The organism is Rodentibacter genomosp. 1, from assembly GCF_001999285.1.
GTDB lineage: Bacteria > Pseudomonadota > Gammaproteobacteria > Enterobacterales > Pasteurellaceae > Rodentibacter.
Window position 1 is genome coordinate 178,473 of record NZ_MLHN01000009.1, and the last position, 11,641, is coordinate 190,113.

An 11,641-nucleotide genomic window follows, 5' to 3' on the forward strand; every position below is an offset into this window, starting at 1 on the left:
AATAAAAAATATTTCTTACATGGGTGAATGATACACTCTATGGATATAAAATAGCTCACAACCCATTCATCGCATTAATCAGCCTAATTTCATCATATTTTTCAATATCTTGTGCATAAATTGTGGCTTCTCTAATTTTGCTTTCCTGCAATAATTTTTCCCGTTGTGTGCCTTGTAACAATGGTGTATCAGGCGTGAACCATTGATTTCCTTGGCGAAAAATGAGATTTCCAATGGAACAATCCGTTACTTTTCCATGTTTAATAATCATAATTTCATCGCACTTTCCCCGCTGGGCTAAAAGAGAGTTAAGCAAATCCCGATTGGCATATTTCAAGCTGTAATCAATTTCATCACAGATAATTGGCTGAAAAGTGCGGTAGATTTTTCGCTGATATTCAACATATTGAATTTGCGTACTTTCCGCATTGTAATCAATACGGCAACGTACCAGTTGATTTTGCAAGTGAGAGGGGATTTGGATTAGCTCAAAAAGATTGAAAATTTTGACCGCACTTTTGCCATAGAAATGTCGTAAGCTCCGTTCATAACGGGCTTGATGATATTCAATGTTTTGAATGTTGCCCTGTTCAATGGCAAGGGTTTCAAACAGAGGAAACATTAGTTTTTCTCCTCGTTTCGACAAAAAGAAGGTAAATAGACTTTTTCGAGTAATTCTTGATATTCATCTTCCAAACGGCTTTGAATGGTAATACCGCCACCGCTGTGAAAATAATATTTCTCACTCACTTGAGAGATGAAGCGAATTGCTACTGCACTTTGTAGGTTTTCGCCATCAAAAAGACCAAAAATACCCGTGTAATAACCTCGGGGTTGGCGTTCCGCTTGTTGAATAATTTGCACGGTTTTTTCTTTGGGGGCGCCGCTAATCGAGCCTGCGGGCAATAACGTAGCAAGTATATTGCCAATATTTTGTTGCCAATGTTCATCTAGTTCGCCGCAAATCTCCGAACTTGTCTGCAAAATTTCGCCTTTTTGTGTTGCAATACGATCCACATAGCGAAATTTTGTGACCTGAATATTGGTCGCCACCATGGCTAAATCGTTTCGCATTAAATCCACAATGGTGTAATGCTCACGCAGTTCTTTTTCATCATTTAGCAGTTGCTGTTCTGCATTGGGGAGGGCAGCATTAATTGTTCCTTTCATCGGATAAGTGAAAATTTTGTTATCTTGAATATTGATAAAACATTCTGGTGAGAAGCAAACAAATTGATTTTTTAGCCATAATTTATAAGGTGCAGAGGATTGATAAAAAATCTGTTCAAGGGAAAAATTACCCGAAATTTCAGTGGGTGAAGTGAGATTTAACAAATAAGAATTGCCCTTTTGAATCTCTTTTTGTACCACTTCAAAACCTTGTTGATAATAGGAAAGGGGAATTGGGTATTTTTCAAAATGAATGTCTGTGGAGAAGTCTTTTGACTCGGTAATGTTTGTTTTTCCTAAAATATCAAAAAAAATGCCTCGTTGAGCCGTTTCTTCTAAAGGAAAAATTAACGGTTTTTGTTGTTCAAAATCAATCAAAAAAAAGAAAGGTTGGGATTGTTTGCCATAATGATTGGCTTGGTGGATAAAATGTTGCATTGTGCTATTTCTAATTTAGCGTAAAATTGCCCGATTATAACGAAAGCCGAGCAGTTATGAAATTACTCATTATTGATAATCACGATTCTTTCACTTTCAATTTAGTGGAGCTTGTTCGCCGCCTTGGTGTGTCTTTTGATGTGCTTAATGTGGAAGATTTGCATGAAAATACGCCTGAATCTTATAGCCATATCTTAATTTCGCCGGGGCCTGATGTACCACAGGCTTATCCGCAGCTTTTTGCGATGTTAGAAGGGTATCATCAGCAAAAATCAATCCTCGGGGTTTGTTTGGGACATCAAACACTATGTGAGTTTTTTGGTGGAACACTTTATAACCTAAAACAAGTTCGCCACGGGCAAAAACGGCAGTTAAAAGTGCGGTCAAATTCTCCGTTGTTTTTCGGGTTGCCGATGGAATTTGATATTGGCTTATATCATTCTTGGGCAGTGAAAGTTGAAAATTTTCCTCATGAATTAGAAATTACGGCCATGTGTGATGAAAATGTGGTGATGGCGATGGCTCATCAATCTTTACCCATTTATGGCGTGCAGTTCCATCCGGAATCCTATATGTCAGAATATGGTGAGCAAATTTTACGAAATTGGCTAAATATCGATCAATAATAGTGCTTGATTCTTCATCTAAAATTCGTATTATAGCCGTCTATACGTCAATACATCCAAATTAAAAAGAGAAAAATTATGTCTAGTTATTTATTTACTTCGGAATCTGTGTCCGAAGGACATCCAGATAAAATTGCCGATCAGATTTCAGATGCGGTACTTGATGAAATTCTAAAACAAGATCCCAAAGCCCGTGTCGCTTGCGAAACTTATGTGAAAACCGGAATGGCGTTAGTGGGGGGGGAAATCACCACTTCAGCGTGGGTGGATATTGAAAATCTCACCCGAAAAGTGATTTGTGATATTGGCTATGAACATTCCGATATGGGCTTTGATGGCCATTCTTGTGCCGTATTAAATGCTATTGGTAAACAGTCTGCGGATATTAACCAAGGAGTAGATCGTGAAAATCCATTGGATCAAGGCGCCGGCGACCAAGGTATTATGTTTGGTTACGCCACAAATGAAACCGATGTATTAATGCCCGCTGCCATTACTTATGCTCATCGTTTAATGCAAAAACAGGCAGAAGTACGTAAAAGCGGTAAATTAGCCTGGTTACGCCCTGATGCGAAAAGCCAAGTGACTTTAAAATATGAAGATAACAAAATTGTTGGCGTGGATGCTGTTGTGCTTTCAACGCAACATGCAGAAGATATTGAGCAAAAAGATCTTCGTGAAGCGGTCATGGAAGAAATCATCAAACCGGTATTGCCAAGTGAATGGCTTTCAAAAGACACGAAATTCTTTATCAATCCGACAGGTCGTTTTGTGATTGGTGGTCCGATGGGGGATTGCGGTTTAACCGGACGTAAAATTATTGTGGACACCTACGGCGGTGCGGCACGTCATGGCGGTGGAGCGTTCTCCGGTAAAGATCCGTCAAAAGTGGATCGTTCAGCGGCTTATGCAGCACGTTATGTAGCGAAAAATATTGTGGCTGCCGGTTTGGCGGAGCGTTGTGAAATTCAACTTTCTTATGCTATCGGTGTGGCAGAACCGACCTCAATTATGGTGGAAACCTTCGGCACAGGCAAAGTGGCAAATGAATTGTTGGTGGCATTAGTGCGTGAGTTTTTTGATTTACGCCCTTATGGTTTAATCAAAATGCTTGATTTAATTAAGCCTATTTATCGTGAAACCGCCGCTTATGGTCACTTTGGACGTGAGCAATTCCCATGGGAAAAAGTGGATCGTGCGGAAGAATTACGTGCGGCGGCAGGGTTGAAATAATCCTATTATGAATGACTAAAACCGCTATTTTTGGCGGTTTTTATTTTTCTAAATTTTATGTTTTCATCACAAACTCAATTTCGTCATTTAAAAATGCAGGTTCAGCGTAAACTGGCGGAATCTTTACGCCTTGCAGAAGATTATTTTAAACGAGCATTTCCTATGCCAACGGTAAATTATGATTTACGGGGCGTGAAAGCCGGTGTAGCGTATTTGCAAAAAAACGAAATCAAATTTAACCGCACTTTATTGCTTGAAAATATGCAAGAGTTTATTCATCAAGTCGTTCCCCATGAATTGGCGCATTTAATTGTGTATCAAGTATTCGGACGTGTTAAGCCTCATGGCAAAGAATGGCAGGGGGTGATGAATGAGATCTTTCATCTACCAGCAGATACTTGTCACCAATTTGATGTACAAAATGTGCAGGGTCGAACTTTTGCATATCGTTGTGCTTGCCAAACCCATTCTTTAAGTATTCGCCGCCATCATCGAATTTTAAAAGAAGGCGTGGAATATTTATGTCGAAAGTGTAAAGGGAAATTGGTTTTGATGGATGATAACTAATTTAGATTATGTTACACTCCAACCGTTTTTTACCTACAATATATAGGAGTTATCCAATGAAGAAATCATTATTAGCATTAGCGATCGGTACATTGGCTGTTGCTTTCGCTGCAAATGCAAACTGGTATGTCCAAGGGGATTTAGGTTATTCAAAAATCAAAACCTCGGGTGATATTGACTTTAATAAAAATAAATTTACCCCAAGTTTAGCGGTGGGTTACAAATTGGGTAATACCCGTTTTGCTTTAGATTATACGTATTATGGTAAATCCAGCCATTCAGAATTAAGCACTTATGACGGCGCTGATTCAACAGGTGCGCATATTCGCTTAACCGGACCGGAAAAATCGGAGTTGAAAGTTAATTCTTTCGGTTTCTCTGCGATTTATGACATTGATCTTAATTCACCAATCGTTCCTTATATTGGTGCTCGTTTATCCTATAACACAGTTAAGTATAATAGCCATTTCTATGCTTCAAATGGAAATGATAGTTATAGTGAATCAAATTCTTCAAAAGATCACAAAGTGGGCTATGGTGTATTAGCCGGTGTATCTTACAATTTTGCTCCAAATTGGGCGGTAAATGGTGGTATTGAGTATAACCGTTTAGGTTCATTTGATGATGTTAAAATCAACCAATACGGCGTGAAAGCCGGTATTCGTTACGAATTCTAATTTTGGGTTAAAGTGCGGTCAAAAATTTTCTTGTTTAGAGAGATTGAGACCGATAAAAACCGTATTTGGTGGGGAAATCAAATACGGTTTATTTTTTAGTTTAAATTATATTTAAACTAAATTTTCTAAGGCTTGAACAAACTTCAAATAACGTTGATATTTTTTCTGATAAGCGTTGAAATTCTCTTTATTCGGTACAAAAATTTGTCTATCTGAATTTAGTATCGTTGTTTTATCAGCCTTTTCAATAGCGTCCATTGCGATCAAGGCAGCACCGAAACAGCCGGTTTCTTCTACAAGCGGAATTTCTAATGTCATACCGGTTAAGTCTGCCAACATTTGCATCCAAACTTTCGATTTTGTCGGGCCACCCGTGACTCTTAATTTAGTCACATTCGGAAAGCGCTGAGAAATACGCTCTAAGTGATACATCAGGCTAAATAGGACACCTTCGTAAACGGCTTGGAGCAAGTGCATTTCGTTGTGATGCGCCTGTAGTCCGTAAAATCCTGCCTGCATACCTAATTTGGCGTTAGTGCCGTAAAGGAAAGGCATAAATAAGATCGAGCTTGAGGCTGGCTCTAATGTTTCAATACCCTTATTTAGTGCCTCATAATCCAAATGTTTAAAACGATGTAAAAACCATTCTAAATTTCCGGATGAAGTTGGGCTTGCCTCGTGAACAATAAATTTATTGTTTTCGATATAGCGCCCATAGACAAAAGGCGTGGATTGATTTACTGCAATATGATCTGTGATGCCACTTACCACAGACCAAGTACCGAGTACAATATTTAAGGTTTTCTCATCATTTAAGCCGGCACAAAGTGCGGTCGAAACCACATCAAATAATCCGCCAACCACGGCTGTGCCTTCTGCTAGTCCGGTGAGTTTTGCAGCCTGTTTAGTTACATAGCCTGCAATTTCATTCGATCTCATTATTGGTGGAAACTTATCGAAAATCTCTTCTATACCGAGTAATTTTGCGAGCTGAATATCATATTGCCCCGTTTGCATATTATAGATATTTGATTCAGAGATATTGGTCTCTTCACAAAATAATTGATCGGTTAAGCAGAATCTTAGGTAATCATGAGACATTAAAATTGCGCCGATACGATCATAGCGAGTTCGATCATATTCTTTCAGCCAGCGTAAAATTGAAACAGGGTGACCTGTCCACAATGTTTGTCTCGTGATGGGATAAAGTTTTTCCGGAATTTGTTCGGTTTGCCATTTTTTGACGATATCAAGTGCACGTTGATCAGATGATAAAATTGCCCGCCCTAAAGGACGATTTTGTTTATCTAAAAGAAATGCGCCTTTTCCTTGTGCTGAAATTCCAACTGCTTTGATTTGTTTTGCATCAATATGGCTTTGCTCAATCACTTCCTGTATCACCTGTGCAGTGATTTCCCATAAATTTTCCATATCCCGTTCAGCATAACCGGATTGTTCGCTAATCACCGAAACATTTTGGCGTGTAATGCCATACAGTTTTCCGGCACGATCAAATAATGCGGCTTTGATAAAGGTTCCACCGCAATCAATGCCTAAGTAATAATTCATAAAACCTCAATGAAAAATGAAGCAGCCAATGATAGCTGCTTGTGACAGATTAAATTATTTCGCTAATGCATCAATTTGATTGACCAATGTCTCACCATGTTTTTCAACGTAGGATTTACGCACTTTTTCTTCAATGATGGATTTAAATGGTGTTGGTTCAATGGTTTCGGTGACTTCAACGCCTTCTTTTCGCAGTTTCGCAATGATTTCTTGCTCATTTTTAACGTTTAGCTCTCGTTGGAAAGCACCGGCTTCTTTTGCAGACGCTAAAATAGCTTGTTGTAATTCCGCTGAAAGCGCATCAAATTTTGCTTTATTCATCACAACTATTAATGGGGTGTAACCATGGTTACTTAAGGTTAAATATTTTTGCACTTCATATAATTTGGAGGACCAGAAAATCCCGATAGGATGTTCTTGCGCATCCACTGCTCTTGTTTCTAATGCCGTATAAAGTTCCGCTAATGGCATTGGGACAGGGTTTGCACCTAATAGAGTAAAGGCTTCAATATACATCGGGTTTTGGTTTGTGCGGACTTTTAAACCTTTCACATCTTCCGGTTTGGTCATCGTATGCTTAGAATTGGAGAATGCGCGGAATCCTACATCCCAAAAAGCCAGCCCTTTTAGTCCCTTTTCTTCTAATGCTTTTAATAAACCCTCTCCAATTTCACCATCTAATACTTTATAAACATGTTCACGATTTTTAAAAATAAACGGAATATCAATGACATTTAATTCTTGAACCAATCCGGTGAAGTTGGGGGAACCTGACATTTCAAGATCGATTGTACCGCCACGAACACCGGCAATCATGGTTTGTGCATTACCTAAGGTGCTATCAGGGAATAATTTTAACTTTATTTCACCTTTGGTTTTTTCAGCCAATAATTCATTGAATTTTTTCGCTGCGATATGCTGGGTATCGCTACGTGGTGCTTCATAACCAAATCTTAAACTGGTTTCGGCTAAAACGGTTGAGGTAGTCAATACGGCTGCGCCGGCGATTAAAGTTGCTAAAAATTTCATATTAAAACGCTTCATAATGTTCTCCTAAATTAAGAGTGGTTAATAATCAGTGAGTGTTTATAGCATCCATTGTAGTGGAACTAAAATTAATGATGGAAAGAAAATAAACAGGAACAATAGGACAATCATCATTGCCATATAAGGGAGAATGCCTTTTGCTGATTGTTCAAAGGGTAATTTCGATACGCCGGTGATAACGTTTAACACATTGCCCACCGGTGGGGTAATTAAGCCAATAGACGTATTTAAGATAAACAAGACGCCAAAATAAACAGGATCAATACCGGCTTCTTCCACTAATGGCATAAGTACCGGAGTGAGGATTAATACTGTGGGCGTTAAATCCATCACCATACCAATAATGAATACAGAGAGCATAATCACAATTAGCAATAAGGTTGGGCTATCAATTAATGGCTCCAAAAATTCTGTCATGATCTGAGGCAATTCTGCAACGGTAATTAACCAACCGGTCACGTTGGCGGCAGCCACGAGGAACATCACCACTGCAGTGGTTTTTGCCGCTGCAAGAACAACCTTGTATAAGTCTTTGATTTTTAGTTCACGATAAATAAAGAGCGAGACGATCAAAGCATAAAATGCGGCGACAACACCGGCTTCTGTTGGGGTAAATATCCCTGAACGGAAACCACCAATGATGATAACCGGCAATAACAATGCCCAAATACTGTTTTTAAAAGAGATACATAATTCTTCTTTTGTTGCTTTTGAAAAGGTCATTAAATCTAAGCGTTTTGCCTGCCACCACCAAAGTAGGGCTAACATCACGCCCATCATCAAACCGGGGAAAATACCGGCTAAGAAAAGCTTGGTAATGGAAACACCACTTGCGACACCAAAGACAATAAATGGAATGGAGGGGGGAATAATTGGGGCAATGATCCCTGCTGTTCCGATTAAACCGGCGGATTTATCAACAGGATAACCTGTGGTTTTCATCATTGGTAATAGCATTGCTGCCACTGCTGCCGTATCTGCTACGGCAGAACCGGAGAGGCTGGCCATAATCATTGCTGCGATAATCGCCACAAAGCCTAACCCACCACGTTTATGACCTACTAATTTCATGGGTAAATCAATAATACGTTTTGATAATCCCCCTTCGTTCATAATCTCACCGGCAAGAATAAAGAAAGGAATTGCCATTAAAGAAAAGCTATCCGCTCCACTGACTAAATGCTGTGCCAAAATCTGAGAATCGAATAAGTCTAGCTGTAACATTAATGCGATGCCACAAATTAAAAGTGAAAAGGCAACAGGAATGCCTAAGATAATGGCACCAAGTAGGACTGAGAGGAAAATCACCACAATCATGCTTTTTCTCCTTTCGTTAAAAATGCGAGTTTTGAAATAAGGCGTGTGATAAGTAATATGCCAATTAAAATGCCTGCAACGACACTTGCAAAATAAGTGATGCCCTGTGGTAAACCGGAAATAGGTGCCAAATTACTAAGATTTAATTGGAACTGGATCCAGCTACCATCCACAATTAAATAGCAACAATAAAGCATTAGGCTATCTGTAAAAATGCCTAATATATTCCGCCCATTTGGGGAGAGCTTATCGGTTAAAATCGTGACATTAACGTGTTGGTTTTCATTAAATGCCAACACTGCCGCTAAAAAGGTGAGCCATATAAACATATAGCGTGAAACTTCTTCTGTCACACTAATACTGCTGTTGAAGCCATAACGTAGTACCACATTAAGAAAAACCAGAATCGACATCACCGATAAAATGAAAACAACAAGGGCTTCTAATACTTTTCCAACAACTTGAGCAAATGCTTTCATTGTTCCTCCTCAAGGTCATCAATCGCTACCTTAACAACCACTTTGCGAATAGTTGAAATTTCATTTTCCCTACAAGCACTTCGATGAGCATCTTCCGGAAAGAAAACGGCAAAATTGCCGGCGCGACATATCAGTTCCTGCTCGTTTTCAATGTGGGTATAAAAGAGAATGTCACGTTCCGTATCATAGCTTCCCGCAGTTTGATTATTGCCTAAGTCTGTTGCAACGCTCATTCTTTCCATACCGGAATGCCAATATTGCACATCAATATATTGACGATGAACTTCAGGTAAGTTTGTTTCTTTTAGGGAGGTCGTGAGATCGAGAACCTGCACATAGGAGCGACCTTTAAGCGGATAGCGACCGCTTTCCATTTGTTCAAAATCGGTATGTTTTAGGTAATCTAAGGCGGCAAGTACCGCCTTGGGATAATGGTTTGCCACCACATGAGAAATATGTCCGAAAATCATAAGCACTCCCTTAAAAAATTCTGAGAAAAATGACCGCACTTTTACAGTGATTTGAGTTTTGCCCAAACTGTATCGTCCACCGGAATACCGTTGGCTTTGTTATCAGCCAGAATTTGTGTAAATTCATGACCCGGTAAACGGACTTCTACATTTGGATCGGCACGTTCTGCGGTTTTGACATAATCCATAATCCGCTGGAGTTTTTCATTTTTGGTTTTACCATCAATGAGGCGATCCACTTCAATGGCAATAAATACCTGAGAAACACAATATTCATCATCTTTATCTTCGGTGACTGCAGCAGTGGACTCACCATTGGAGAGAAGTGTGGCAATCATATCAAGGACAATAGATAAGCCTGAGCCTTTCCAGAAGCCCATTGGCATTAAACGGCGGTTTTTTTCCACGGTTGCCGGATCTCGGGTTGGGTTACCTTCATCATCAAATCCTGCATCAACAAAAGTTTGACGTCCTTGTAAACGGTGTATTTCCAACATACCGTAAGAGTACATTGAACAAGACATATCAACCATCGTGATAGGATTGGTTGGAATAGCGATGATTAATGGGTTTGTGCCAATACGGCATTCTTTTGCCCCCCATGGTGGCATGACAGCGAGGGCATTTGTCCAACAAATACCGATATAGCCTTTTTCTGCCGCTTGCCAACCATAAGAACCGCCACGCATCCAATGGTTGGCATTACGTAATGCTACAACTCCTATACCATTTTGAGAGGCTAATTCAATTGCCCGAGCCATCATTTTTTTGGCAGTTAAATTACCAATCGCTTGGTGAGCATCCCATTGTTCAATCGCGCCTAATGACAGTTCTTTAGTTGGCAGAGCCTCCGGCACAATATCGCCATTTTCGAGTTGTTGAATAAAACGGGGAAAGCGGTTGACGCCGTGAGAATAAGCGCCCGCTTGTGTGGTATCGGCAAATACGCTGGCACATTCTTCGGCAATGTCTTCCCGAACATGGCGAGAAAGTAGAACCCGTTTGAATTCAGCTTTTAGATCTGCATAAGAAACTCTCATTTAACACCTCTATAATTTCAAATAGTAAAATCATATTTCAAAATATACAATTTGGCTGAGATGAAGTCAATTTTAGAAACAAGATTAAATTTCTTTAAAATCAATAAGATAAAAATAAATTTTCTATTCTGTGACAGAGATCTCATTTTTGCAAAGCAGGATTTCACATTATGAAATATAATACTTAAAGAAAGGAGGAATGCGATGACAAAAGAAAAATTAACTGGAAATCAAAGTCTTATAAGAGGGCTTAGACTTTTAGATATATTAAGTGATTTTCCTAATGGTTGCCCATTGGCGAAATTAGCGGATATTTCAGGACTTAATAAAAGCACTGTTCACCGACTTTTACAAGGATTGCAAAGTGAGGGCTATGTTAAGCCGGCTTCCACTGCGGGGAGTTATCGGTTAAGTATAAAATGTCTCAGCATCGGGCAAAAAATTCTAACTTCAATGAATATTATTAATGTGGTCTCGCCTTATTTGGAACAACTTAATCTCACTTTGGGGGAAACGATTAACTTTTCTCAGAGAGAGGAGGACAAGGCTATTATGATTTATAAGTTAGAACCTACTCACGGTATGCTAAAAACACGAGCTTATATTGGTCAACATATGCAACTTTATTGTTCGGCAATGGGAAAACTTTATTTGGCTTATCCTAAAAAACCGGACTATTTATTGCATTATTGGCAAACACATCAAGACGTTATTCAACAGCTTACGAAAAATACCATTACTCAGTTAGATGAAATGGAAGAGGAGTTGGAGGCTATCCGCCAAAATAAATTTGCCATGGATAAAGAAGAAAATGAAATTGGGGTAGTCTGTCTTGCATGCCCAATTTTTGATTCTTTTAATCAGGTGGACTATGCAGTTTCCGTTTCAATGTCGACTTATAAGTTGAAAAAAATAGGGATTGATTTTTTCCTCAAGGAAATCAGAAAAACGGCGCAGGATATATCAAAAGAATTGGGCTATGCGGAGTGTTAGTTTATAACATATTGA

The 11,641-nt window shown here is 39.2% G+C and carries 13 protein-coding genes; 5 read left to right on the forward strand and 8 right to left on the reverse strand.

Annotation, left to right across the window (positions count from 1 at the left end; all coding sequences use genetic code 11):
* Window positions 1–55 precede the first annotated feature (55 nt).
* Both BKK54_RS05990 and BKK54_RS05995 read right to left on the reverse strand, forming a co-directional pair.
* Complete coding sequence (locus tag BKK54_RS05990) at window positions 56–622, reverse strand: aminotransferase class IV family protein (protein WP_077542213.1); 567 nt, start codon at window positions 620–622, stop codon at window positions 56–58.
* Window positions 622–1,623 (reverse strand): aminodeoxychorismate synthase component I, encoded by a 1,002-nt coding sequence (locus tag BKK54_RS05995; protein WP_143541431.1) that lies wholly within the window; start codon window positions 1,621–1,623, stop codon window positions 622–624. The genes BKK54_RS05990 and BKK54_RS05995 overlap by 1 nt, the downstream gene beginning before the upstream one ends.
* A 41-nt stretch (window positions 1,624–1,664) precedes the next feature.
* Between BKK54_RS05995 and BKK54_RS06000 the strand changes: the two genes are divergently transcribed.
* From BKK54_RS06000 to BKK54_RS06015, 4 genes are all read left to right on the forward strand, one after another.
* A complete protein-coding gene (locus BKK54_RS06000; RefSeq protein ID WP_077542215.1) occupies window positions 1,665–2,234 on the forward strand; it encodes an anthranilate synthase component II in 570 nt (189 codons plus the stop codon).
* Between the two features lie 78 nt (window positions 2,235–2,312).
* Window positions 2,313–3,467, forward strand: coding sequence for a methionine adenosyltransferase (gene metK / locus BKK54_RS06005; protein WP_077542216.1), 1,155 nt, complete (start codon window positions 2,313–2,315; stop codon window positions 3,465–3,467).
* A 57-nt stretch (window positions 3,468–3,524) separates the two neighbouring features.
* Window positions 3,525–4,034, forward strand: a complete 510-nt coding sequence (locus BKK54_RS06010; RefSeq protein WP_077542217.1) for a SprT family zinc-dependent metalloprotease — start codon at window positions 3,525–3,527, stop codon at window positions 4,032–4,034.
* A gap of 56 nt (window positions 4,035–4,090) precedes the next feature.
* A complete protein-coding gene (locus BKK54_RS06015) occupies window positions 4,091–4,711 on the forward strand; it encodes an opacity family porin (protein ID WP_077542218.1) in 621 nt (206 codons plus the stop codon).
* Window positions 4,712–4,822: 111 nt separating this feature from the next.
* Here BKK54_RS06015 and BKK54_RS06020 read toward each other — a convergent pair whose 3' ends face one another.
* The 6 genes from BKK54_RS06020 to yiaK are packed head-to-tail and all read right to left on the reverse strand — an operon-like array spanning window position 4,823 to window position 10,633.
* Window positions 4,823–6,280 (reverse strand): FGGY-family carbohydrate kinase, encoded by a 1,458-nt coding sequence (locus BKK54_RS06020; protein WP_077542219.1) that lies wholly within the window; start codon window positions 6,278–6,280, stop codon window positions 4,823–4,825.
* Between the two features lie 54 nt (window positions 6,281–6,334).
* Complete coding sequence (locus tag BKK54_RS06025) at window positions 6,335–7,324, reverse strand: TRAP transporter substrate-binding protein (protein WP_077542220.1); 990 nt, start codon at window positions 7,322–7,324, stop codon at window positions 6,335–6,337.
* A gap of 42 nt (window positions 7,325–7,366) precedes the next feature.
* On the reverse strand, window positions 7,367–8,644 hold the full coding sequence (locus BKK54_RS06030; protein ID WP_077542221.1) for a TRAP transporter large permease subunit: 1,278 nt from the start codon (window positions 8,642–8,644) through the stop codon (window positions 7,367–7,369).
* Window positions 8,641–9,123, reverse strand: a complete 483-nt coding sequence (locus BKK54_RS06035; protein WP_077542222.1) for a TRAP transporter small permease — start codon at window positions 9,121–9,123, stop codon at window positions 8,641–8,643. The genes BKK54_RS06030 and BKK54_RS06035 overlap by 4 nt, the downstream gene beginning before the upstream one ends.
* Complete coding sequence (locus BKK54_RS06040) at window positions 9,120–9,593, reverse strand: YhcH/YjgK/YiaL family protein (protein WP_077542223.1); 474 nt, start codon at window positions 9,591–9,593, stop codon at window positions 9,120–9,122. The genes BKK54_RS06035 and BKK54_RS06040 overlap by 4 nt, the downstream gene beginning before the upstream one ends.
* A 41-nt stretch (window positions 9,594–9,634) precedes the next feature.
* Entirely contained in the window at window positions 9,635–10,633 is a 999-nt protein-coding gene (gene yiaK / locus BKK54_RS06045) for a 3-dehydro-L-gulonate 2-dehydrogenase (protein WP_077542224.1), read from the reverse strand.
* Window positions 10,634–10,837: 204 nt separating this feature from the next.
* Here yiaK and BKK54_RS06050 point away from each other — a divergent pair, with 204 nt between their 5' ends.
* Window positions 10,838–11,626, forward strand: coding sequence for an IclR family transcriptional regulator (locus BKK54_RS06050; protein WP_077542225.1), 789 nt, complete (start codon window positions 10,838–10,840; stop codon window positions 11,624–11,626).
* Window positions 11,627–11,641: the final 15 nt, after the last annotated feature.

Coding starts and splice junctions, on each gene's coding strand:
- BKK54_RS06050 (WP_077542225.1), top strand. CDS start 10,838: ATGACAAAAGAAAAATTAACTGGAAATCAAAGTCTTATAAGAGGGCTT.
- BKK54_RS06030 (WP_077542221.1), bottom strand. CDS start 8,644: ATGATTGTGGTGATTTTCCTCTCAGTCCTACTTGGTGCCATTATCTTA.
- yiaK (WP_077542224.1), bottom strand. CDS start 10,633: ATGAGAGTTTCTTATGCAGATCTAAAAGCTGAATTCAAACGGGTTCTA.
- metK (WP_077542216.1), top strand. CDS start 2,313: ATGTCTAGTTATTTATTTACTTCGGAATCTGTGTCCGAAGGACATCCA.
- BKK54_RS06025 (WP_077542220.1), bottom strand. CDS start 7,324: ATGAAGCGTTTTAATATGAAATTTTTAGCAACTTTAATCGCCGGCGCA.
- BKK54_RS06010 (WP_077542217.1), top strand. CDS start 3,525: ATGTTTTCATCACAAACTCAATTTCGTCATTTAAAAATGCAGGTTCAG.
- BKK54_RS06035 (WP_077542222.1), bottom strand. CDS start 9,123: ATGAAAGCATTTGCTCAAGTTGTTGGAAAAGTATTAGAAGCCCTTGTT.
- BKK54_RS06000 (WP_077542215.1), top strand. CDS start 1,665: ATGAAATTACTCATTATTGATAATCACGATTCTTTCACTTTCAATTTA.
- BKK54_RS06020 (WP_077542219.1), bottom strand. CDS start 6,280: ATGAATTATTACTTAGGCATTGATTGCGGTGGAACCTTTATCAAAGCC.
- BKK54_RS06040 (WP_077542223.1), bottom strand. CDS start 9,593: ATGATTTTCGGACATATTTCTCATGTGGTGGCAAACCATTATCCCAAG.
- BKK54_RS05990 (WP_077542213.1), bottom strand. CDS start 622: ATGTTTCCTCTGTTTGAAACCCTTGCCATTGAACAGGGCAACATTCAA.
- BKK54_RS06015 (WP_077542218.1), top strand. CDS start 4,091: ATGAAGAAATCATTATTAGCATTAGCGATCGGTACATTGGCTGTTGCT.